Annotated in this window: 19 protein-coding genes; 10 read left to right on the top strand and 9 right to left on the bottom strand. The window is 62.9% G+C overall.

The window, feature by feature from the left end:
* Positions 1–27: 27 nt before the first annotated feature.
* The 3 genes from pdxA to IGS60_RS00390 all read right to left on the bottom strand — a co-directional run bounded on the left by pdxA (position 28) and on the right by IGS60_RS00390 (position 4,844).
* Complete coding sequence (gene pdxA / locus IGS60_RS00400; RefSeq protein ID WP_230501725.1) at positions 28–1,083, bottom strand: 4-hydroxythreonine-4-phosphate dehydrogenase PdxA; 1,056 nt, start codon at positions 1,081–1,083, stop codon at positions 28–30.
* Between the two features lie 19 nt (positions 1,084–1,102).
* Positions 1,103–2,503, bottom strand: coding sequence for a peptidylprolyl isomerase (locus IGS60_RS00395; RefSeq protein ID WP_230501723.1), 1,401 nt, complete (start codon positions 2,501–2,503; stop codon positions 1,103–1,105).
* A 103-nt stretch (positions 2,504–2,606) separates the two neighbouring features.
* On the bottom strand, positions 2,607–4,844 hold the full coding sequence (locus tag IGS60_RS00390; RefSeq protein WP_230501721.1) for an LPS-assembly protein LptD: 2,238 nt from the start codon (positions 4,842–4,844) through the stop codon (positions 2,607–2,609).
* Between the two features lie 99 nt (positions 4,845–4,943).
* Between IGS60_RS00390 and IGS60_RS00385 the strand changes: the two genes are divergently transcribed.
* The 5 genes from IGS60_RS00385 (at position 4,944) to IGS60_RS00365 (ending at position 10,324) form a co-directional block, all read left to right on the top strand.
* Positions 4,944–6,011, top strand: coding sequence for an aminoglycoside phosphotransferase family protein (locus tag IGS60_RS00385; RefSeq protein WP_230501719.1), 1,068 nt, complete (start codon positions 4,944–4,946; stop codon positions 6,009–6,011).
* Between the two features lie 62 nt (positions 6,012–6,073).
* On the top strand, positions 6,074–6,793 hold the full coding sequence (gene murU, locus IGS60_RS00380) for an N-acetylmuramate alpha-1-phosphate uridylyltransferase MurU (RefSeq protein WP_230501717.1): 720 nt from the start codon (positions 6,074–6,076) through the stop codon (positions 6,791–6,793).
* Positions 6,793–8,115, top strand: coding sequence for an aminopeptidase P N-terminal domain-containing protein (locus IGS60_RS00375; protein ID WP_230502655.1), 1,323 nt, complete (start codon positions 6,793–6,795; stop codon positions 8,113–8,115). Before murU ends, IGS60_RS00375 begins: the two co-directional genes overlap by 1 nt.
* Before the next feature lie 9 nt (positions 8,116–8,124).
* On the top strand, positions 8,125–9,267 hold the full coding sequence (locus IGS60_RS00370) for a UbiH/UbiF/VisC/COQ6 family ubiquinone biosynthesis hydroxylase (RefSeq protein ID WP_230501715.1): 1,143 nt from the start codon (positions 8,125–8,127) through the stop codon (positions 9,265–9,267).
* 115 nt (positions 9,268–9,382) lie between these two features.
* Positions 9,383–10,324 (top strand): sensor domain-containing diguanylate cyclase, encoded by a 942-nt coding sequence (locus IGS60_RS00365; RefSeq protein ID WP_071650188.1) that lies wholly within the window; start codon positions 9,383–9,385, stop codon positions 10,322–10,324.
* 131 nt (positions 10,325–10,455) lie between these two features.
* Here IGS60_RS00365 and IGS60_RS00360 read toward each other — a convergent pair whose 3' ends face one another.
* The 3 genes from IGS60_RS00360 to IGS60_RS00350 are packed head-to-tail and all read right to left on the bottom strand — an operon-like array spanning position 10,456 to position 13,370.
* A complete protein-coding gene (locus IGS60_RS00360; RefSeq protein ID WP_070220594.1) occupies positions 10,456–11,910 on the bottom strand; it encodes an NAD(P)(+) transhydrogenase (Re/Si-specific) subunit beta in 1,455 nt (484 codons plus the stop codon).
* An 8-nt stretch (positions 11,911–11,918) separates the two neighbouring features.
* Positions 11,919–12,233, bottom strand: coding sequence for an NAD(P) transhydrogenase subunit alpha (locus IGS60_RS00355; RefSeq protein WP_034745644.1), 315 nt, complete (start codon positions 12,231–12,233; stop codon positions 11,919–11,921).
* A 24-nt stretch (positions 12,234–12,257) separates the two neighbouring features.
* Entirely contained in the window at positions 12,258–13,370 is a 1,113-nt protein-coding gene (locus tag IGS60_RS00350) for a Re/Si-specific NAD(P)(+) transhydrogenase subunit alpha (protein ID WP_070290832.1), read from the bottom strand.
* 411 nt (positions 13,371–13,781) lie between these two features.
* Between IGS60_RS00350 and IGS60_RS00345 the strand changes: the two genes are divergently transcribed.
* Positions 13,782–14,261 carry an NUDIX hydrolase gene (locus IGS60_RS00345; RefSeq protein ID WP_010401817.1) on the top strand — a complete coding sequence of 160 codons (480 nt, stop codon included), beginning with the start codon at positions 13,782–13,784 and terminating at the stop codon, positions 14,259–14,261.
* Between the two features lie 42 nt (positions 14,262–14,303).
* On the top strand, positions 14,304–15,425 hold the full coding sequence (gene mnmA, locus IGS60_RS00340) for a tRNA 2-thiouridine(34) synthase MnmA (RefSeq protein WP_070220598.1): 1,122 nt from the start codon (positions 14,304–14,306) through the stop codon (positions 15,423–15,425).
* On the opposite strand, the gene IGS60_RS00335 is transcribed toward mnmA, so the two are convergent.
* From IGS60_RS00335 to IGS60_RS00325, 3 genes are all read right to left on the bottom strand, one after another.
* Positions 15,422–15,832 carry a response regulator gene (locus tag IGS60_RS00335; RefSeq protein ID WP_070220767.1) on the bottom strand — a complete coding sequence of 137 codons (411 nt, stop codon included), beginning with the start codon at positions 15,830–15,832 and terminating at the stop codon, positions 15,422–15,424. The two genes, mnmA and IGS60_RS00335, sit on opposite strands and share 4 nt — an antisense overlap.
* Before the next feature lie 146 nt (positions 15,833–15,978).
* Positions 15,979–16,752: a 5'-3' exonuclease gene (locus IGS60_RS00330; RefSeq protein ID WP_070220600.1), complete on the bottom strand. Its 774-nt coding sequence runs from the start codon at positions 16,750–16,752 to the stop codon at positions 15,979–15,981.
* A gap of 71 nt (positions 16,753–16,823) precedes the next feature.
* Positions 16,824–17,495 carry a glutathione S-transferase gene (locus tag IGS60_RS00325; RefSeq protein WP_230501713.1) on the bottom strand — a complete coding sequence of 224 codons (672 nt, stop codon included), beginning with the start codon at positions 17,493–17,495 and terminating at the stop codon, positions 16,824–16,826.
* A 166-nt stretch (positions 17,496–17,661) separates the two neighbouring features.
* On the opposite strand from IGS60_RS00325, the gene IGS60_RS00320 reads away from it, so the two are divergent.
* The 3 genes from IGS60_RS00320 (at position 17,662) to IGS60_RS00310 (ending at position 21,444) form a co-directional block, all read left to right on the top strand.
* Positions 17,662–18,714 carry a YjgN family protein gene (locus IGS60_RS00320; RefSeq protein WP_070311500.1) on the top strand — a complete coding sequence of 351 codons (1,053 nt, stop codon included), beginning with the start codon at positions 17,662–17,664 and terminating at the stop codon, positions 18,712–18,714.
* Position 18,715: 1 nt separating this feature from the next.
* Positions 18,716–19,729, top strand: a complete 1,014-nt coding sequence (locus IGS60_RS00315; protein WP_121670623.1) for a M48 family metallopeptidase — start codon at positions 18,716–18,718, stop codon at positions 19,727–19,729.
* A 104-nt stretch (positions 19,730–19,833) separates the two neighbouring features.
* Positions 19,834–21,444 (top strand): FMN-binding glutamate synthase family protein, encoded by a 1,611-nt coding sequence (locus IGS60_RS00310; RefSeq protein ID WP_070220608.1) that lies wholly within the window; start codon positions 19,834–19,836, stop codon positions 21,442–21,444.
* Positions 21,445–21,568: the final 124 nt, after the last annotated feature.

Raw genomic sequence — 21,568 nt, 5'->3', positions numbered from 1 at the left:
CGGGTTACGTCTTGCGGCTAACCCGACCTACGCTCTGGTCGGGGTGCTGGCGCGCAGCATGTCGAGCGCCGTTTGCAGCGCTTGCTCCATGCTGTGGCAATCGGCCAGGCCCAGCCCTTGCGCGGCCAGGTCCAGCGCCGTGCCATGGTCGACCGAGGTGCGGATCAGCGGCAAGCCCAGGGTGATATTGATGCCGCGCCCGAAGGTCGCGTATTTCAGCACCGGCAAGCCCTGGTCGTGGTACATGGCCAGCACGCAGTCGGCGTCCGCCAGGTATTTGTGCTGGAACAAGGTGTCGGCCGGGTACGGTCCGCGCGCATCGATGCCGCGCGCTTGCGCCGCGGCAATCGCCGGGGTGATGACATCGATTTCCTCGCGTCCCAGATACCCGCCCTCGCCCGCGTGCGGGTTCAGGCCGGTGACGAGGATGCGCGGCGCGGCGATGCCGAATTTCTGTTGCAAATCAAGCTGAATGATATCCAGCGTGACGGCCAGGCTGTCCATCGTGATGGCAGCGGACACGTCCTTCAATGGCAAATGCGTGGTGGCCAGCGCCACGCGCAGGGTCGGCTCGCCGTGGCCCGGTTCGCCGGCCAGCATCATCACCACTTGCGGCGTGCCGGTTTTTTCTGCCAGGTATTCCGTATGGCCGGAAAAGGCCACGCCCGCGTCGTTGATCGTGCTCTTCTGCAAGGGGGCCGTGACCATGGCGCCAAACCAGCCCGCCTGGACACCCTCCACGGCCGCGTCCAGGGTAGCGAGCACGGAACGCCCGTTTTCCTTGTCCAGCACGCCAGGAATGACATTGTTCACAGTGGGAATATCGATCACGGCCAGGCGGCCGGGACCGAACTGGGGCAAGCCGCTGTTGCGCACGGCTTGCAGCGACAGCGCCGCCAGGCGGATCTCCGGATCGATCAGGCTGGCCGTCAGCGCCAGGAAGGCGGCGTCGCCCAGCAGGATGCAGTTGACTTCATTGCGCATGGCCCAGGCCGCGCGTATGGAGATTTCCGGACCGACACCGGCCGGTTCGCCACAGGTAATGGCGATGGCCGGGCGGCGTACAACAGGCAAGTTACTCATGCGCAATCAGTAAGCAGCATTACTGGTCGTCCGCGCGGAATTCGACGTAAGCACGGTCGCGCACTTCGCGCGCCCAGTTTTCCGTCGCTTCTTCCAGCTTGCGTTCGCGCAAGGCATTGCGTGCGGCAGCGCGTTTCTTCTCTTTCGAGACGTCGTCGCTCTTACGTTCCAGCACTTCGATCAGATGGAAGCCAAAGCTCGATTCGATCGGCTGGCTCACTTCGCCCGGTTTCAGCGCATTCATCGCCGTTTCAAATTCCGGCACGGTGTCGCCCGGATACAGCCAGCCCAGGTCGCCGCCTTTGGCCGCGGAACCGTCGTTCGAGAACAAACGGGCCAGGTCTTCGAACTTCGCGGCCTTGTTGTCGAGACGTTCTTTCAATTCCAGCAGTTTGCGCTTGGCTTCGGCCGCCGACAGGGTTGGCGTCACTTTCAGCAGGATATGGCGGGCATGCGTCTGCTGCACGGCGGCGACAGCTTGTGCCTCGGCAGCGCTGCGGCGGTCCACCAGTTTCAGAATATGGAAGCCCGTGTTGCTCTTGATGATAGGCGTGATCTGGCCCGGCTTCAATTTCAGCAACTGTTCCGTGAACAGGGGCGGCAGGCGGTCGCTCTGGCGCCAGCCGATATCGCCGCCGCTCAGCGCATCGCTGGCGTCGGAATAGGTGGCGGCCATCTTGGCGAAATCGGCGCCCGTGCGCAGCTGGCGGCTGACTTCTTCGGCGCGCGCGCGGCGCGCGGCGATTTGTTCGGGGCTGGAATTTTCCGGAATGCGCACGAGAATTTGCGCCAGGTTCAGCTCCACCTGTTCGCTGGCTGCCGCTTTTTCCGCTTCCAGGAAGTTATCCACTTCGGAATCGGAAATCTGGATCTTCGCGTCGACTTCGTGCTCGCGCAGGCGCTGCATGATGATTTCATCGCGGATTTCTTCGCGGAAGGTCGCAAACGGCGTGCCTTCTTTTTCCATCTGGTTGCGCAGCTCTTGCACCGTCATCTTTTGCTGTTCAGCAATACGGCCAATCGCGCGGTCCAGGGTCAGGTCATCCACGCGCACGCCCATTTCCTTGGCCAGCTGCATTTGCGCGCGCTCGACAATCATGCGTTCGAGCAACTGGCGGCGCAGGTCGGCAGGGTCGGGAAGCGGGATATTCTGCGCCTTCATGCGCTGCTCCACGCTCTTGATGCGGGCCGCCACTTCATTGCGCGTGATCACATCGTCATTGACGACAACGGCGATGGAGTCGATGGTCTGGCCACTGCTCGACGCAGGGGGAGTGAAGCCCTTGACTGGCGCTGGGGCAGCGGCAGCGGACTTGGCCGCAGGCGCTGGCGCTGGCGCAGCCTGTTGCGCCCAGACACTACTGGTCGTGGCGCCGGAAATGGCGCACAACAAAACCGTTGCAATTTTGAGTTGGTGCATACTGGCATTACGCATAATGTGTAGAGCGCTCATGAGTTCAGGTGAATAAAAAAACCGGTTTGTGCCAGCGCCGGGGACACCGGCGGCGGCAACGGTGACTATCTTAACGGAGTGGCTGGCTCAATGTCTGGTAACCAGGGATAGTTTTTGTAAAAGTTTCCAGGCCATTCGCACCCAGGCCCAGGCCACTCGACAAGCCCGTCAATTCCAGCTGGAAGAAGATCGGCGTCGAGACAGTCTTGGTCGTCGTCACGAAACGCTGCGCCCCCATGCGGAACACCCAGCAGTCGCCCTTATATTCGAGGCCAACCAGGCTTTCCAGCATGCTGCGATCCTTGATGGAGTAACTGATGCGGCCCACGCCATACAGGCGGTCCGTCAACGGCCACTGCGTCGACACTTCCGCATTACGCAGCACGCCACGTTGAAAACGGTTACTGAAATTCAATACTTTCTTGGCAGCAGGCTGATATTGGAAGGTGTAGTTGTAGCTCATCAACTGGCGATCGCTGGGATTGTACTGCACCAGGCTGTCGACGGCCCAAGTCTCGGACACGCGGCCCGTTGCGGCCAGCAGGATATCGGAACGCGACTGGTTGACGGGCGTCGTCGAATTGAGCTGCACGCGCTGGTCGGCAAAATAGAAACGCTGGCCGAAGGTCAGGCGCATGCGCTCCGTGCCGTCCGATTGCAGGAAACGCGATACGACGGCGGCCGTGACCTGGTTGGCGTCGCCGATGCGGTCGCTGCCGACAAAACGGTTTTCCGTGAAGATCTGCGTCAGGTTGAACGTGCCATCGGCCGTATCGAAGTTCGGAAACTGCGACTGGTCGCGGTACGGCGTGTAGACGTAGAACAGGCGCGGCTCCAGGGTTTGCGTGCCGCCCTTGGCGCCAAACAGATTCGTGTCGCGTTCAAACACCAGGCCGCTGTCGACCGAGAAGGTCGGCACGGCGCGCGTAAACGAGGTGGTTTTAAACAGCGCCTTGGTCCGGGCGTCATTGTCGAGCTGATACGCGCTGGCATTGAGCATCAGCTTGGGCGTGATGAAGTAGCCAGGGCGCATGATGGGGAAACTCACCTGCGGCACGGCCACGAAGCGCGAGCCTTGCACCTGTGTCGGATGCGCGAAGCGCGTCGCTTCCGCGTCAAAGGTCCAGTCGAAACCGCCCCAGACATCGTATTTGCCAGCATGGAAGTTCACCGTCGGCAAACGGTCATACGGGCGTGGCACGACCACGTTGGGATCGGGATCCTGCAGCACCTGGTAATTCTGCACGCGCGCCGTCAGGCTCCAGTCCTCGGTACGGTAATCGGTGCGCAATTCGCGCAGCAACTGGCGCTCGGTGGCGGTGGCGACGGTTTTCGAAAAATCGTTCGGGTAATTATCGTCCGACGCCTCGCGCAGATCCCAGCTGTAAGTCCAGCCCTTGGCCAGCGCCTGCTCATGCTTGGACTTGATCATGTAGCGGTTGGTCTTGGTCTGCTTGTCGTTCGGCAAAAATTCAAACGACGTTTCACCGCTGTACAAGCCGGCATCCGTCTCGCCCATGTAGCGGCCCGTCGCACCGAGCTGAATGCCGCGCCGCTGGATGTAGCGCGGATACAGAGTCAGGTCGCGGTTCGGCGCGATGTTCACGTAATACGGCATCAACAGCTCGAAACCGTTCTTCGAGGCAAAGCCCGGCGTGGGCGCCAGCCAGCCCGAGCGGCGCGCACCCGACAACGAAAACGACATGCCCGGCGTGCCCAGGATCGGCACGTCCTTGAAATAGATGATGGTCTTGCTGCCCGTGCCCACGTCGCGGCCCGTATCGAGGTTCAAGGTGCTCGATTTCAGGTACCAGTCCGGATTCGGCCCTTCGCAGGTACTGTAGGTGCCTTCGATAACATTGGCTTCGTCTGGATTGATGAAGTCGACGCGCTCGGCCTTGCCCTGGCCGCCGCCCACTGCGAAGCGGTAAGTCGGGTTGAGCAGGAAACCCTTGCCGGTCTCCATGTTCAGCTTCAGGACGTCACCCGTGTAGTAATCGCCGAAACGCCACATCTTGATATGGCCCTCGGCGTCGAACTGATCTTCAACTTGTTTGTAACAAGCTGTATCGGCCGTCATTTTTGTGGTTTTTCCGCGCTCAATCACGACATTCTGGTCGAGATTGATCTCTCTTTCCGGTCGACCGTTCATGCTGTTCGCCGTCATGACGGTAGGCGCGTCGGGATCTTCCACATGAACCGGACGCGGTACTTTCTGGGCGTGGACAGGCACCGTCGTGGCGGCGACGAGCGCGCTGATGGCGAAAGCCCAGCGCTGCGAAGGGGGGGAGGCCGAAAACCAGCTCATGAATTGGAAGGGGCAAGCACCATTGACAGGCGATTTTTTGATTTGAATCCCTTATTATATGGGAATCTGCACCATCAACCCGATTCCACAGGCCGCTTAATGTCATTCTCCCCCAATTCCTCCACCGCGCCGGTCTCCGCCGACGCTCGCCTGACCCTGTTGAAAGCCTGGTTGACCTCGCTTAACCTCGTCGCGCCCGAATCCGCCCGTCCCGCTTCCAGCGATGCCAGCTTCCGCCGCTACTACCGTCTCGATGTGCTGCCAAGCAACACAACATTGCCAGGAAAGACACTGATCGCCATGGATGCGCCGCCCGAGCGCGAAAACGTGCCCGCCTTTGTCAAGGTGGCCGGCTTGCTGAAAGGCGCCGGCGTATCCGTACCCGAAATCATCGCGCAAGACCTGGAACAGGGCTTCCTGCTGCTGTCCGACCTGGGCACGACCACGTATCTGGACGCCCTGAACCACGACAACGCCAGCGTGCTGTACGCCGAAGCGCTGGAATCCTTGATGAAAATCCAGCTGGCCAGCGCCCCCGACGTGCTGCCCGAATTCGACCGCGCCTTCATCCTGCGCGAAATGAATCTGTTCCCGGAATGGTTTATCGGCAAGCACCTGGGCGCCACCTTGACGGATGTGCAACAAACCCAGCTGGACAAGGTCTTCGAGGCCATCACGGCGAATATCTTGTCGCAGCAGCAAGTATTCATGCACCGCGACTACCATTCGCGCAATTTGATGCACATCAACGATGGTTCGATCCCCAATCCCGGCATCCTCGACTTCCAGGACGCCGTCTTCGGTCCCGTCACCTACGACATCGCCTCGCTGCTGCGCGACGCGTATATCCAGTGGGACGAGGAACTGGTGCTCGACTGGGTGATCCGCTACTGGCAGCGCGCCAAGCAGCTGGGCTTGCCGGTGAATCCCGACATCGATGCCTTCTACCGCGATTTCGAATTCACGGCCCTGCAGCGCCACCTGAAAATCCTCGGTCTGTTCGCGCGCCTGAACTACCGCGACGGCAAGGATCTGTACATGGGCGACCTGCCGACCGTGCTCGACTACGTGCGCAAGACGGCCAACCGCTACACGGAACTCAAGCCGCTGGTGCGTTTGCTCGATGCACTGGAGAATAAAACGCCCCAGGTCGGCTACACATTCTAGGCACTTTCCTGCTGCGCGGCCTGTCCGCGCAGCCGACTTACCGATACTGAAAACGAATACCCATGAAAGCCATGATCTTTGCCGCAGGCCGCGGTGAACGGATGCGTCCGCTTACCGATACCTGTCCCAAACCGCTGCTGAAAGTGCGCGGCCGTCCGCTGATCGTCTGGCATGTGCTCAACCTGGTGCGCGCCGGCATCACGGACATCGTCATCAACCATTCCCACCTGGGCCATTTGATCGAGGAAACCCTGGGCGACGGCAGCGCGTATGGCGCGCGCATCGCGTACTCGCCCGAGACCACGCCGCTCGAAACGGCGGGCGGCATCGCCCAGGCGCGCCACTTGCTGGGCGAGGAACCGTTCCTCGCCATTTCCGGCGACATCTATTGCCCGTATTTCGACTTCAAGCAAGTGCTCGACGTGCTGGCCGACAAGGATGTGCTGGGCACGCCGTATCCGGCCGACCAGCGCGACATCGCCTGGACCTACCTGGTGCCCAATCCCGACTTCCATCCCAAGGGCGACTTCGGCCTGACCTTGTTCTCGATCAACAATACAGACGAAACCAAGTGGACCTTCGCCAATATCGGCGTGTACCGTCCTGAAATGTTCGACGGCATCGAGCCCGGCAGCCACGCCAGACTGGGCGATTTGCTGCGCCAGTACGCGGATCAGGGCCGCGTGGGCGGCGAAGTCTATACCGGAGAGTGGACGAATGTGGGTACGCCGGCGCAGCTCGATGTACTCAACGGCGTCACGGCCAAGGCCAGCGCAACATGATGGCCAATTACGCGGCACGGCGCGCGGCGCTGCTGGCGCAGATGCTGCCGGGCAGCGTGGCCATCCTCGCCACGGCGCCCGAAGTGCCGCGCAACAGCGATTGCGATTATCCGTACCGCCACGACAGCTATTTCTATTACCTGAGCGGCTTTACGGAACCCGACAGCGCCGTGGCCCTCGTGGCCGCCAGCGCCACGGCGCCCGCGCGCGCCATCCTGTTTTGCCGCGCCAAGAATACGGAGCGCGAAATCTGGGACGGTTTCCGCCATGGTCCCGAGGCGGCGCGCGCCACTTTCGGCTTTGACAGCGCCTTCCCCATCGAGGAACTCGACGTCGAAATGACGCGCCTGCTGGCCGACGTCCCCGCCATCTACTATGCGCTGGGCGGCAGCCTTGATGCGCAGGTGAAGCTCTGGCGGCACAATGTGCGGCAAAAGGCCCGCAGCGGCGTCACGGCGCCCGCCATCGCGCATGACATCAATGGCATGCTCGACGCCATGCGCCTGCTGAAAGACACGCAGGAACAGCAGCTGATGCGCCGCGCCGCCGCCATTTCCAGCGCCGCGCACGTACGCGCCATGCGCGCCACGCGGCCCGGCCTGCACGAATATGCGCTGGAAGCGGAGCTGCTGTACGAATTCCGGCGCAGCGGCGCGCAGTTTCCCGCCTATTCCTCCATCGTCGCCGGCGGCGGCAACGCCTGCATCCTGCACTACAGCGCCAATAACGCGGTATTAAAAGACGGCGAGCTGGTCTTGATCGACGCCGCCTGCGAACTCGATGGCTATGCCTCGGACATCACGCGCACCTGGCCCGTCAACGGCCGTTTCAGCGGCCCGCAGCGGGCGCTGTACGAACTGGTGCTGGCGGCGCAACAGGCGGCGCTGGACATGGTGCGCCCCGGCTTGCCGCACAGCGCCATCCACGAAGCGGCCGTACAAGTGCTGGCGCAAGGCATGCTGGACCTGGGTTTGCTGGACCGGCAAAAAAGCGGCGGCGTGCAGGACGTCATCGCCAACAAGGCCTATATGCCCTTCTACATGCACGGCACCAGCCACTGGCTGGGCATGGACGTGCACGACGTGGGCGCCTACCGCGACACGGATGCGCCCGGCAAGCCTTGGCGCGCTTTGGCACCGGGCATGGTGCTGACGGTCGAACCGGGCATCTACGTGCGTCCGGGTACGGGCGTGCCGGAGCAGTTCTGGCATACCGGCATCCGCATCGAAGACGATGTGCTGGTCACGCCGCAAGGCCATGAAGTCTTCAGCTCGGCGCCCAGGAGCGTCGCTGAAATCGAACAACTGATGTCACAGGATTAACCCCGCCGCATGCATACACCGTCCACTTTCGATCTCGCCATCTGCGGCGCCGGCCCCGTCGGCATGACGCTGGCCGCCCTGCTGGTACAGCGCGGCAGCCGCGCCGCCGGCATCGCCCTGCTCGACGCCAAATCCATCGAGCAGGCCCGGCGCGACCCGCGCACCATCGCCCTGTCGCACGGCAGCCGCCAGATACTCGAGGAAGCGGGCGCCTGGCCCGTCGAGGCGACGCCTATCCACCAGATCCACGTGTCGCGCCGCGGCCAGTTCGGGCGCAGCCTGATGGACCGCAGCGAGCATGGCGTCGAGGCGCTCGGCTACGTGGCCCGTTACGGCGCCGTCGTCAGCGCGCTGGCCGACGTGTGCGAGCGCCTGGGCGTGGCCAGCCTGCGTCCGGCGCTGGTCACGGGCAGCGCGGAGGATGCCGATGGCGTGTCCGTGCAGATCGACCAGGCGGGCGCCGCGTCGAGCTTGCGCGCCAGCCTGCTGGTGCAGGCCGAGGGCGGCCTGTTCGGCCAGCAGCCGGAACGCGCCGTCAGCCGCGATTATGGCCAAAGCGCCATCATTGCCCATGTGCGTACAAGCGCCCCCATCGCGCATCGCGCCTACGAGCGCTTCACCGACGAGGGTCCGCTGGCGCTGCTGCCGCAGGACGACGGCTACGCGCTGGTGTGGTGCGTGCCGCCCACGCGCGCCGAACAATTGCTGGCCCTGGACGACGCTGCCTTCCTGGCGCGCCTGGGCGCCGCCTTCGGCAGCCGCCTGGGACGCTTTAGCCACACGACGGCGCGCCTGGCCTATCCGCTGGGCCTGAACGCGCAGGCGAACGGCACGGCGCGCACGGTCGCCATCGGCAATGCGGCGCAAACCCTGCATCCGGTGGCGGGACAGGGCTTGAACCTGGGCCTGCGCGACGCCGCCGTGCTGGCCCGCGTGCTGGCGCAGGACAGCAGCCCGGCCGGGCTGGAACGCTACGCCAGCCTGCGCCAGGCTGACCGGGGCCTGACCGTGCGCGTCACCGACACCATGGCGCGCATCTTCACGGGCAGCGCCCCCACGCAAGGCTTGCTGGGCCTGTCGCTGGGCTTGCTGGACGTTTTCAGCCCCGCGCGCAAAAGCCTGGCCACCCTGATGATGTACGGCCGCCGCTGAACCTTAACAATAAGTAAAGGGCACGGGCGAAAAAGAAACAGGGAACATCTCCGGCATGGAGTAAACGGCCTGCGGATGCGACAATGGCTGTCACCTGGTTTTTGGCGACCGTTCCATGACAGATGCATTGCCCGCAGCACCGCCTGCCGCTCTTCCCGAAGTGCTCTTTTCCCGCCTGCTGGAAGACGCCCTCGACGCCGTCATCATCATCGATGAACATTGCCGCATCCGCTATATCAATGGCGCCATGCAGGCGCTGTCGGGCTATGCCAGCGGGGAATTGCTGGGGCAGACCCTGAACGGCCTGCTGCCCGACGCCGTCGGCGCGCAGCACGACAACCACGTGATCAATTACATCCGCAGCTCGCGCACCTCCAGCGTGCTGGGCAAGATACGCGAATTCGCCATCCGCCACCGCGATGCGCAAATGATACCCATCGAAATGAAGGCGCTGGACCTGGGCGTGGTGGACGGCATCCGCTATTTCGGCGCCTTCTTGCTCGACGTGCGCGAACGGCGCGAACTGGCGGCAAAAAACGCCAGCCTGCTGGCGCAGCTGGAACAGCAGGCGCTGCACGATGCGCTGACGTCGCTGCCCAACCGGCGCGCCTATGAAGCGCAAGCCGAGCAGGCGATGGCGCGCGCGGCACGCAGCGGCGCCGCCCTGACCGTGGGCGTGGCCGACCTCGACCATTTCAAGAAGATCAACGACCGCTACGGCCATGCCGTGGGCGACGCCGTGCTGCGCACGGTGGCGCAGGCGCTGCGCGACACGGGACGCATCACCGACGTGGCGGCCCGTCTCGGCGGCGAGGAGTTCGGCCTGCTGTTCCCCGACGCCAGCCTGCGGCAGGCGCACAAGGTGGCCGAACGCATCCGCGCCGCCGTGGCCGCCGCCATCACGCCTTTGCCCGATGGCGGCGAACTGCAGGTGACCATCAGCATCGGCGTGGCCTCCCTGACGGCCGGCGCCAGCCTGGACGCGGCCATGTCGGATGCCGACAAGGCCCTGTACGCGGCCAAGCACCAGGGACGCAATAAAGTCGTCGCAGCCTGAAGACAAGCGTAGGTCGGATTAGGCGGGGCCGCCGAGGCCGAAGGCCGTAATCCGACAACATTGTTGGCCCCAATACGTCGGATTACGCGGGGCTTTGCCCCGCTAATCCGACCTACGGCAAAAAATACCGCTTATTCGACTGCCTTGAGCATATCCTCGATCACCTTCTTGGCGTCGCCAAACACCATCATCGTGTTCGGCTGGTAGAACAGGTCGTTGTCCAGGCCCGCATAGCCGGACGCCATCGAGCGCTTGTTGACGATGATGCTCTTGGCCTTATAGGCTTCGAGGATCGGCATGCCGGCAATCGGCGATTTGGGGTCCTTCGCCGCCGGGTTGACGACGTCGTTCGCGCCCAGCACCAGCACCACGTCCGTCTGGCCGAATTCGCCGTTGATGTCTTCCATCTCGAAGACCTGGTCGTACGGCACTTCCGCCTCGGCCAGCAGCACGTTCATATGGCCTGGCATGCGCCCCGCCACGGGGTGGATCGCGTACTTGACGGTGACGCCCTTGTGCGTGAGCTTTTCCACCAGTTCTTTCAACGAGTGCTGCGCGCGCGCCACGGCCAGGCCGTAGCCGGGCACGATGATGACGGTTTCCGCATTGCTCATGATGAAGGCGGCGTCGTCGGCCGAACCCGATTTGACCGGGCGCTGTTCCTGCGCGCCGGCTGCGCCTGCGGCCGGCGCATCGCCGCCGAAACCGCCCAGGATGACGTTGAAGAACGAGCGGTTCATGGCCTTGCACATGATGTACGACAGGATCGCGCCGGACGAACCGACCAATGAGCCGGCGATGATCAGCATCGAGTTATTCAGCGAAAAACCGATGCCGGCCGCAGCCCAGCCCGAGTAACTGTTGAGCATCGATACCACCACCGGCATGTCGGCGCCGCCGATGGGGATGATGATCAGCACGCCCAGCGCGAAGGCGATGAGGGTCATGATGACGAACGGCGTCCAGGCCGGCTCCACCCCGTCGGCGAAGCAGAACGCCAGGCCCAGGCCCACCATCACCAGCGCCAGCACCAGATTGAGCATGTGCTGGCCCTTGAAACTGACGGGCGCGCCCTGGAACAGGCGGAACTTGTATTTGCCCGACAGCTTGCCGAAGGCGATCACGGAACCGGAGAACGTGATGGCGCCGACAAAGGTGCCGATGAACAGTTCGAAGCGGTTACCGATGGGCAGCGCCTCGCCGTGTTTCGCGATATTGAAGGCCCACGGTTCCGACACGGCCGCCACGGCGATGCAGACGGCCGCCAGGCCGATCAGCGAGTGCATGGCCGCCACCAGTTCCGGCATCTTCGTCATTTCCACGGTTTTCGCCAGATAGGCGCCGATGGCGCCGCCCGTGACGATGCCGATGATGACGAGGGTCAGGCCCATGCCGCCCGTCTGCTGTTCCTTCAGTTTCAGGATCAGCGCGACGGTGGTGACGGCGGCAATGGCCATGCCGCTCATGCCGAAGGCATTGCCGCGGCGCGCCGTCGATGGCGACGACAGGCCTTTCAGGGCCTGGATGAAGCACACCGAGGCGATCAGGTACATCATCGTCACCAGGTTCATGGTGACGAAGCTCATGGCGTGACTCATTCTTTTGCTCCTTGCTTGGCCTTCGGTTCTTTTTTACGGAACATCTCGAGCATGCGCTGCGTGACGAGGAAGCCGCCGAACACATTGACGGCGGCCAGCGCCACGGCCAGGGTACCGGCCACTTGCGCCAGCGGACCATCGGTCAGGCCGGCCGCCAGCATGGCGCCGACGATGATGATGGCGGAAATGGCATTGGTGACGGCCATCAGCGGCGTATGCAGCGCCGGCGTGACGGTCCAGACGACGTGGTAGCCGACATAAATGGCCAGCACGAAGATGATCAGGTTGGTGATGGTGTGACTGATTTCCATGATGTTGTTCTCTCCGGCGCCGCGTTATTTTCTGAGGATGTCATTGCCTGCGCAAACCAGGCTGGCCTTGATGATTTCATCCTCGCGGTCGATCAGCAATTGATCGTCCTTGTCGATGATGAGCTTTAAAAAGTCCAGCACGTTGCGCGCATACAGGGCCGAGGCGTCGGCCGCCACCAGGGTCGCCAGGTTCGGCTCGCCCACGATGTAGACGCCGTGCTTGACGACCGTCTTGCCCAGTTCGGACAGCGGGCAATTGCCGCCCTGCTCGACGGCCAGGTCGACGATCACGGAGCCCGGTTTCATGGCCTTCACCGTCTCTTCGGAAATGAGCACGGGCGCGGCGCGGCCGGGGATCAGCGCCGTAGTGATGATGATATCGGCCAGTTTCGCCCGTTCGTGCACGAGTTCGGCCTGGCGGCGCATCCAGTCGGCCGGCATGGCGCGCGCATAGCCGCCCGAACCCTTGGCGATTTCCTTTTCTTCCTCGGTCAAGAAAGGCACGTCGAGGAACTTGGCGCCCAAGGATTCCACCTGCTCCTTGACGGGCGGGCGCACGTCGGACGCCTCGATGACGGCGCCGAGGCGCTTGGCCGTGGCGATCGCCTGCAAGCCGGCCACGCCCACGCCCATGATCAGCACGCGGGCCGCCTTGACGGTGCCGGCCGCCGTCATCAGCATGGGCATGAAGCGCTGATAGGTATTCGCCGCCACCAGCACGGCCTTGTAGCCGGCGATGTTCGCCTGCGACGACAGCACGTCCATCGACTGCGCGCGCGTGATGCGCGGCACGGCTTCGAGGGCGAAGGCGGACAGGCCGGCCGTCGCCATGGCGGCGATATTGTCGGCGTCAAACGGGTTCAACATGCCGATCAGCACCGTGCCGCTGGCCATCAGGGCCCGTTCGCCGGCGTCCGGTGCGCGCACCTTCAGCACGATGGCGCAGCCATAGGCTTCCTGGGCGGTACCGATCTGCGCGCCGGCGGCGGCATACGCCTCGTCGGGAATCGAGGCTTGCACGCCCGCCCCCGACTGCACGACGACTTGATGCTTGGCTGCCAGCTTCTTGACTGTCTCGGGCGTGGCTGCCACCCGGGTTTCACCAGGCCGTGTTTCGGCCGGTATGCCTATCCTCATGATGCCTCCGCTAATTGATAAACTGACTAGAATCTAACACGGAAAGCAGCGCGTTAAACGTTTGTGAAGCAGCAACTTTTAGTCGTACGACACTAATTTCATCCGCATCCATGATTTGTTTCACCATGCGGCGCGGCGCCCATATTGTGGGAAAGGTGTGTCAATCTCACCACAGTCGAGCAAGCGTGCGCGCTTGTTTTGACCACAGGGAAAGCCTATATTAGCGGGCGCTTCCTGCCATCTTGCCAACTAAGCCCCCATGCTAGTGCGCTCCCCGGGAAAGACGTAAGTACCTCCCACCGCTATTTGCTAAAACGTTGTCATTTATCAATATGTCCGCGCAACAAAAGGCCGGCTTCAAACCGCGCGCGCAGAACAAGATAAAATGTCGGCTCTTTCAAGGATGGAATCATGCCGAGAATCTGGAAACCCTCTGTCACCGTGGCCGCCATCGTCGAGCGCGATGGCCTGTTTTTACTGATTGAAGAAGAGACCAGCGAAGGCATCAAGCTCAACCAGCCAGCCGGCCACCTCGACCCGTTCGAGTCGCTGGAGCAGGCGGTGATCCGCGAAACGCTGGAAGAAGCGGCCTACGATTTCATCCCCACGGCACTGGTCGGCATGTACATGTCGCGCTACCAGTCACTGCGCACGGGCGAGGACGTGACCTATTTGCGCTTCACCTTTTGCGGCACGGCCGGCGCCGAACACGATCGCCCGCTGGACGAAGGCATCATCCGCACCCTGTGGATGACGCGCGACGAGCTGGCGGCGTGCCAGGAGCGCCACCGCAGTCCGCTGGTGCTGCAGTGCGTGGACGAATACCTGGCTGGCCGGCGCGCGCCGCTGGCCCTGCTGCACACGCATGCGTCCGTTTTCAATAGCGCATAGCAATACGCATTGCCATATTATTAAAGTACACTGGAAAGCAAGATGAGCAAGAAGAAAGTCGTGATCGGCATGTCAGGCGGGGTCGATTCCTCGGTCGCGGCATGGATGCTGAAGGAACAAGGCTATGAAGTCATCGGCCTGTTCATGAAAAACTGGGAAGATGACGACGATTCGGAATACTGCTCCACGCGCCAGGACTGGATCGACGCGGCCAGCGTGGCCGACGTCATCGGCGTCGATATCGAAGCCGTCAATTTCGCCTCCGAATACAAGGACCGCGTGTTCGCCGATTTTCTGCGCGAGTACCAGGCCGGCCGCACGCCGAATCCGGACGTGCTGTGCAACGCCGAAATCAAGTTCAAGGCATTTCTTGACCACGCCATGACCCTGGGCGCCGACCTGATCGCCACCGGCCACTATGCGCGCGTGCGCCAGGCGCCGACCGATGCGGGCCGTTATGAACTGCTCAAGGCCGTCGACGCCAGCAAGGACCAAAGCTATTTCCTGCACCGCCTGAACCAGGCGCAACTGTCCAAGACCTTGTTCCCGCTCGGTGAAATCCCGAAGACGCAGGTGCGCCAGATCGCCGAGCAACTGGCGCTGCCGAACGCGCAGAAGAAGGATTCCACGGGCATCTGCTTTATTGGCGAACGCCCGTTCCGCGAATTCTTGAACCGCTACCTGTCGTACAAGCCGGGCCCGATGAAAACGGCCGACGGCAAGACGGTGGGCGAACACGTGGGACTGAGTTTCTATACCCTGGGCCAGCGCAAGGGCATCGGCATCGGCGGCGTGAAGTCGTACCAGAACGCGGACGGCAGCAGCGACGCCTGGTATGTGGCGCGCAAGGATATCGTCAACAACACCCTGTGGGTGGTGCAGGGCCACGACCACCCGTGGCTGCTGTCGCCATCGTTGACGGCCGATCAGGCCAGCTGGGTCGCCGGCACGGCGCCGCAGGCAGGCGCCCTGTCCGCCAAGACGCGCTACCGCCAGGCCGACGTGGCCTGCCAGCTGCTGCCGGAGGGGAATGAACACTTCGGCCTGGCCTTCGACCAGGCGCAATGGGCCGTCACGCCGGGCCAGTCGGCCGTGCTGTACGACGGCGATGTGTGCCTCGGTGGCGGCATCATCGCCAGCGCGACGGGCCTGGCCGGCGTTTAGGAGTTGTTGCCTTGCGCAGCGGCGGCCAAGGCCTGCTGCTTGCGCACCATCGCAATGACGGTATTGCGCACGGTTTTCAGGACCGTATCGGCCATGAACGGTTTCACGATGAAGCCCGACACGCCCATCGCGTGGGCCGCTTGCAGCGAGGCGGCGTCGATGCCGCCCGAGACCATGAAAATGAGCGTCTTCGGATACTGGGCGCGGATGGTTTGCACAATATTCGTCCCATCTTCCACCTGCTCGCGCGCGATGCAGACGAAATGCGGATGGTGCTTGACCAGCAGCGCCAAGCCCAGCGCGCTCGTATGCGTCTGCCCGCAGACATCGTAGCCGCCATCGGTCAGGACCGTGTTCAGCAGGCCGCGCGCCACGGCGCTGCTATCGATCAGGACTGTCTTTAACATCATGATTACTTCCCTTGCTTGATTTTGTATTGCGAGTTCCACTCAGAGAGCGCCCATCAAAATGCTCAGGGCTAGGCGCGTTGCCGAAGGCAGTACGAATGTACGACGAGGCAAGGCAACAACGCCATGAGCTTTTTTTGGGCGCTCTACTTTTCCCACGCCAGCTTGTTCCAGGTCACGCCTAAGGTCACGTCGGTCTTGAGTTCGACCAACTTTCTTGAAAGATACAGTATTTCACGCTCTTTTCGCAGGCTTTCACCGAGCGCGCCGGGCAAAATGCCCGCGCCGGCCATCACGGCGTCGATATTGCCGTAAGCGCGCAACAGTTTCGCGCCCGTCTTCAGGCCGATCTTCGACACGCCGGGGATGCTGTCGGTGACGTCGCCCATCAGCGCCAGCAGGTCGGGCAGCAGTTCCGGCGGCACGCCGAACTTTTTCTCGACCCAGGCGTGGTCGTGCCAGACGCCCTTGAAATGGTCCCACACGAGCGCGCCGTGGGCGATCAGACCGTGCAAATCCTTGTCGGTGGTGGCGATGACGGCCGCGCCGCGCCCCTCGTGCAGCCAGCGCATGACGGCCGTGCCGATCACGTCGTCGGCCTCGACCTCGGGGATGCTGACCACGTGCATGCCGAAGCTGGCCAGGGTGGCGTAAAAGCCGGGCAAGGCGTCGCGCAGCACTTGCGGCATCGGCTGGCGCCCTTCACGATAGCCGGCATACAGGGCGTGGCGCCAGGTGGGCCCGCCAAAGTCGAAGGCCGGCAGGATGTGCGTGGGCTCATGGTCGTTGATGAGGGTGCGAAACGACGACAGCGCATGGCGCAGCGCGATCTCCGCCTTCAGGTCGGAATCGGGTTCAGGACTGGCTTCGTAGACGCGGCGTACGATATTCAAGCCGTCGATAGCGAGGAGTCTGGCCATGCGGTAAGTGGATACTGGTTGAATCGGTCATTTTACCGTATGGTTCCCCGCACATCGGGCTTGAATACCCCTCATTTGGCGAAATCGTAGGGCCCGCCCCGTTCCAAGGCGCGCTGGTAGGCCGGGCGCGCATGGATGCGCTGCAGGAACGCCGTCAGCTTCGGCAGGCGCTCGTCGAGCCCGCCGCGCATGGCGGCCGCTTCCAGCGGAAAGCTCATCTGGATGTCGGCCGCCGTGAATTCATTGCCGGCAAACCATTTGCTTTTCTCGAGTTCCGCTTCCATGTAGGCCAGCTGGCTGTTGATATTGGGCGTGATGAAGCTGCTCTTGACCTTGCTGGCGATGCCGCGCGCGATCGGTTTGACGAAAAACGGCATCGGCGACGATTCGACCTTGTCGAACACCAGCTTCATCAGCAGCGGCGGCATGGCCGAACCTTCCGCGAAATGCAGCCAGTAGGTCCAGCGCAGCTTCTCGGGCGTGCCCGCCGCCGGTATCAATCGGCCATTGCCGTAGCGCTCGACCAGATACTCGATGATGGCGCCCGATTCGGCGATGGTGTTCGCGCCGTCCGTGATCACGGGCGACTTGCCCAGCGGATGCACGGCCTTCAGCGAAGCGGGCGCCAGCATGGTTTTCGGGTCGCGCTGGTAGCGTTTGACCTCGTAGTCGAGGCCCAGCTCCTCGAGCAGCCAGAGCACGCGCTGCGAGCGCGAATTGTTCAGATGGTGGACGACGATCATGGCGATTTCCGTTGGCAATGGTTGAGTCCCAGTATAGCCGGGACGGGAAAATCGCGGCGGCAGGGGCCGCACACCAAAAATAATTGCGAAAAACACTATTTTCAATTGATAACTTTTCAATCTTCCCTTATCTTGTTTTGTTTCCAATAAGTAAGGAAACTCCCCCGTGGATTTCGATACCAACAACACCACGCCCAAGCGTGAAGCCATTACCTTCAGCGCCACCGGCAGCGAATACTTCCGTATCTGGATCGTCAACCTGCTGCTGAGCATTGTCACCCTGGGCATTTATTCCGCCTGGGCCAAGGTGCGCCGCAACCGCTATTTCTATTCCAGCACCCACCTCGCTGGCAGCAGCTTCGAATACCACGGCAATGCCGTCGCCATCCTGAAGGGCCGCATTGCGGCCGTGGTATTGATCGGCGGCTACAACATCGCCTTCCAGATCTCGCCCATCGTCGGCCTGATCATGCTCGTGCTGATGATGGCCGTGCTGCCATGGCTGGTCTGGAAAAGCCTGCAGTTCAAGCTCTACAACACCAGCTACCGCGGCATCCGCTTCGGCTTCGACGGCAGCGCCAGCGAAGCCTACAAATACTTCCTGTGGCTGCCCATCCTGAACACCTTCACGGCTGGCCTGATGACGCCGTTCCTGCACCAGCGCCTGAAGCGCTTCCAGCACACGCAGAGCCGCTTCGGCAGCAGCAATTTCAGCTTTGACGCCTCGGTTGGCAGCTTCTACAAGACCTATCTGCTGTTCTTCGCCCTGCTGCTGGCCGGTTTCCTGGTCCTGATCTTTGTCGTCTTCGCCAGCGTCTTCGCCACCTTTGCCACCGATGCCAACGATGTCACCAAGGCCGGCAGCATCTTCGGCGCCGTGGCCGCGCTGTATGCGTGGGCCTTTATCGTGCTGCCGCTGTTCCTGACCATGATCCAGAACCTGATCTGGAACCACACGCGCCTGCAGCAGCACCAGTTCCAGTCGCAGCTGACCTGGGGCCGCACCACCTTCGTCATGCTGACCAACCTGCTCGGTATCGTCGTCACCCTGGGCCTGTTTTCGCCATTCGCCCAGGTGCGCTGGCTGAAGTACCGCCTGGAAGCGACATCGATGCTGGTGCATGGCAGCCTGGACGCCTTCGTCGCCGCCACCGGCGAGCAAGTCTCTGCCACGGGCGAAGGCATGGTCGATCTGCTGGACTTCGACCTGTCGCTGTAGCATGACGCTCGATCACCACGCGCCGGGCGCGGTCCCCGTGCCCGCGCGCTATTTCGACGGCCAGACCTCGCGCCTGTACCACGTCACGCTCAGCGTGCGCGATGGCATGGCCGTGCTGGCCGGCGATATCGAGCGCAGCTGCCCGCTGGGCGAGCTGCACGTGTCCGAACGCAGCAGCCACGCCGTGCGCAAGGTCAGCTTTCCCGACGGCGCCTACCTGGAGATCGCCGACCAGGCGGCCTTCAACGACGTGCTGCATGAGACGGGCCACCGCGACGGCTGGGTCGTGCGGCTGCAGCAAAGCTGGCGCGGCGCCCTGCTGGCCACGGTCGCCACCGTACTGGCCCTGTGGCTCAGCTATCAGTACCTGCTGCCCGTGGTGGCGAAGGGCGTCGCGTATGCGATTCCCCAGTCCGTCGAGCGCCAGCTGGGCCAGGGCGTGCTCGATTTCCTCGACGGCCACGTGTTTGAGGCAAGCAAGCTCGATGGCGCGCGCCAGCAAGCCTTGCGCGCCCGTTTCGCGCGCCTGGCAACGCCCGGCGACAGCGCGCCCGCGCACCGCATCGTTTTCCGCAAAAGCAAGATCGGTCCGAACGCGTTCGCCCTGCCGTCCGGCGACATCGTGCTGACCGATGAAATGGTGGAACTGATGCCGGACGACGACGCCATCATGGGCGTGCTGGCGCATGAACTGGGCCATTTGCAGCAGCGCCACCTGACGCGCCGCCTGATCCAGACCTCGGCCGTGGGCGCCGGCGCGGCGCTGCTGTTCGGCGACGTGTCGACCGTGGTGGCGACCTTGCCGCCGCTGCTGCTGGACTTGAAGTATTCGCGCGATGTCGAGCGCGAGGCGGACGACTACGCGATTGCCATGCTGCGCCAGAACGGTATTCCCCTGGAACACCTGGCGCAGGTGTTTGTCGCCCTGGGCAAGCTGGACCATGGCACGCCCTACCTGTCGAGCCATCCGGCCAGCGCCGAACGCATCGAGCGCATCCGCGCCGCACAACGCTAAGTACCGTGCGCGGCGTCCTATGGGCGCCGCGTTCTTTCCCACCAGCACGTTCCGTGAATCGAAGGTAGACTCAGCAATATCAGTCTGACTTTCCCGGAGTGCCCATGCACCTAGTACCATTTCGCTACCTGACCTTCATTGCGACGGCAGCCATCTTTGTCCTGTCCCTGTTTTACTATGACCATTACTGGCTGCCCGTGCTGGCCGGTGCGCTGACCCTGGTCGGCATCAGCGACCTGCTGCAAACGAAGCGCGCCCTGCGCCGCAACTACCCCATCCTCGCCCATTTCCGCTTCTTTTTTGAGAGCATCCGCCCCGAAATCCGCCAGTATTTCCTGGAAAGCGACAGCGAGGCGACGCCGTTTTCGCGCAGCCAGCGCAGCATCGTCTACCAGCGCGCCAAGGAGCAGACGGACAAGCGCCCGTTCGGCACCCAGCTCGACGTGTATGAAGCGGGTTATGAATGGATCAACCACTCCATCGCCCCCGCCAAGGTCACGGGCCACGATTTCCGCATCGAGATCGGCAACCATCCGGACTGCCCGCGCGCCAAGCCGTATTCGGCCAGCGTCTTCAATATCTCGGCGATGAGCTTTGGCGCCCTGTCGGCCAACGCCATCCTGGCCCTGAACGGCGGCGCGCGCAGCGGCGGCTTCATGCACGACACGGGCGAAGGCAGCATCAGCCCCTACCACCGCAAAAACGGCGGCGACCTGGTGTGGGAAATCGGCTCCGGCTACTTCGGCTGCCGCAATCAGGACGGCACGTTTTCGGAAGAGCGCTTCATCGCCAACGCCAGCTCGGAGCAGGTCAAGATGATCGAGCTGAAAATGTCGCAAGGCGCCAAGCCGGGCCACGGCGGCGTGCTGCCCGGCCCGAAAGTGACCATCGAGATCGCCACCACGCGCGGCGTGATGGTGGGCGAGGATTGCGTCTCGCCGGCCGCGCACAGCGCCTTTTCCACGCCACGGGAAATGCTGCATTTTATCGACCGCCTGCGCACGCTCTCGGGCGGCAAGCCGACGGGCTTCAAGCTGGCCATCGGCCACCCGTGGGAATTTTTCGCCATCGTGAAAGCCATGCTGGAAACGGGCATCACGCCCGACTTCATCGTCGTCGACGGCAGCGAAGGAGGAACGGGCGCGGCGCCCCTGGAATTCACGGACCACGTGGGCACGCCGCTGCAGGAAGCGCTGGTACTCGTGCATAACACCCTCGTGGGCGCCAACCTGCGCGCGAAGATCAAGATCGGCTGCTCGGGCAAGATCATCACGGCCTTTGACATCGCCCGCTTGCTGGCGCTGGGCGCCGACTGGTGCAATTCGGCGCGCGGCTTCATGTTCGCGCTGGGCTGCATCCAGTCGCAAAGCTGCCACACGGACCGCTGCCCCACGGGCGTGGCCACGCAAGACCCGCAGCGCCAGCGCGCGCTGGTGGTGCCCGACAAGATCGCCCGCGTGGCGCACTTCCACCAGAACACCATGAAGGCGCTGGCCGAACTGATCGCCGCCGCCGGCCTGGCACATCCGCAGGAACTGCGTCCGCACCACCTGGTGCGGCGCATCTCGCCGAATCAGGTGAAACTGGCGTCGGCCCTGCTGCCCTTCCTGGAAGCGGGCCAGTTGCTCGACCCGAGCCAGCTGCCGCAGCTGCCGCCCGTGTTCGGTCTGTACTGGCCCAAGGCGCAATCGGCCTCGTTCCAGCGCCTCGATTGATACGGTGTTTGCGCAAGTGGAGCAATACCACTTAATAACCACTTGCGCAAAAACCCAAATCCAATACAATACCAAAACAAGTACAAAACCAAGGCAGCTTTTCCGGTGACCGCCACGATGCGCC

The sequence above is a fragment of the Janthinobacterium sp. FW305-128 genome (assembly GCF_020858135.1).
GTDB lineage: Bacteria > Pseudomonadota > Gammaproteobacteria > Burkholderiales > Burkholderiaceae_D > Janthinobacterium.
The sequence above is the reverse complement of the archived record's forward strand: the minus strand, read 5'-3'. Positions and strand labels throughout refer to the sequence as shown.

What these genes read in the sequence shown, in the direction of transcription:
- IGS60_RS00365 (WP_071650188.1), top strand. Translation starts at nt 9,383, where the DNA reads ATGACAGATGCATTGCCCGCAGCACCGCCTGCCGCTCTTCCCGAAGTG.
- pdxA (WP_230501725.1), bottom strand. Translation starts at nt 1,083, where the DNA reads ATGAGTAACTTGCCTGTTGTACGCCGCCCGGCCATCGCCATTACCTGT.
- mnmA (WP_070220598.1), top strand. Translation starts at nt 14,304, where the DNA reads ATGAGCAAGAAGAAAGTCGTGATCGGCATGTCAGGCGGGGTCGATTCC.
- IGS60_RS00335 (WP_070220767.1), bottom strand. Translation starts at nt 15,832, where the DNA reads ATGTTAAAGACAGTCCTGATCGATAGCAGCGCCGTGGCGCGCGGCCTG.
- murU (WP_230501717.1), top strand. Translation starts at nt 6,074, where the DNA reads ATGAAAGCCATGATCTTTGCCGCAGGCCGCGGTGAACGGATGCGTCCG.
- IGS60_RS00330 (WP_070220600.1), bottom strand. Translation starts at nt 16,752, where the DNA reads ATGGCCAGACTCCTCGCTATCGACGGCTTGAATATCGTACGCCGCGTC.
- IGS60_RS00325 (WP_230501713.1), bottom strand. Translation starts at nt 17,495, where the DNA reads ATGATCGTCGTCCACCATCTGAACAATTCGCGCTCGCAGCGCGTGCTC.
- IGS60_RS00355 (WP_034745644.1), bottom strand. Translation starts at nt 12,233, where the DNA reads ATGGAAATCAGTCACACCATCACCAACCTGATCATCTTCGTGCTGGCC.
- IGS60_RS00360 (WP_070220594.1), bottom strand. Translation starts at nt 11,910, where the DNA reads ATGAGCTTCGTCACCATGAACCTGGTGACGATGATGTACCTGATCGCC.
- IGS60_RS00350 (WP_070290832.1), bottom strand. Translation starts at nt 13,370, where the DNA reads ATGAGGATAGGCATACCGGCCGAAACACGGCCTGGTGAAACCCGGGTG.
- IGS60_RS00385 (WP_230501719.1), top strand. Translation starts at nt 4,944, where the DNA reads ATGTCATTCTCCCCCAATTCCTCCACCGCGCCGGTCTCCGCCGACGCT.
- IGS60_RS00390 (WP_230501721.1), bottom strand. Translation starts at nt 4,844, where the DNA reads ATGAGCTGGTTTTCGGCCTCCCCCCCTTCGCAGCGCTGGGCTTTCGCC.
- IGS60_RS00345 (WP_010401817.1), top strand. Translation starts at nt 13,782, where the DNA reads ATGCCGAGAATCTGGAAACCCTCTGTCACCGTGGCCGCCATCGTCGAG.
- IGS60_RS00375 (WP_230502655.1), top strand. Translation starts at nt 6,793, where the DNA reads ATGGCCAATTACGCGGCACGGCGCGCGGCGCTGCTGGCGCAGATGCTG.
- IGS60_RS00395 (WP_230501723.1), bottom strand. Translation starts at nt 2,503, where the DNA reads ATGCACCAACTCAAAATTGCAACGGTTTTGTTGTGCGCCATTTCCGGC.
- IGS60_RS00310 (WP_070220608.1), top strand. Translation starts at nt 19,834, where the DNA reads ATGCACCTAGTACCATTTCGCTACCTGACCTTCATTGCGACGGCAGCC.
- IGS60_RS00315 (WP_121670623.1), top strand. Translation starts at nt 18,716, where the DNA reads ATGACGCTCGATCACCACGCGCCGGGCGCGGTCCCCGTGCCCGCGCGC.
- IGS60_RS00370 (WP_230501715.1), top strand. Translation starts at nt 8,125, where the DNA reads ATGCATACACCGTCCACTTTCGATCTCGCCATCTGCGGCGCCGGCCCC.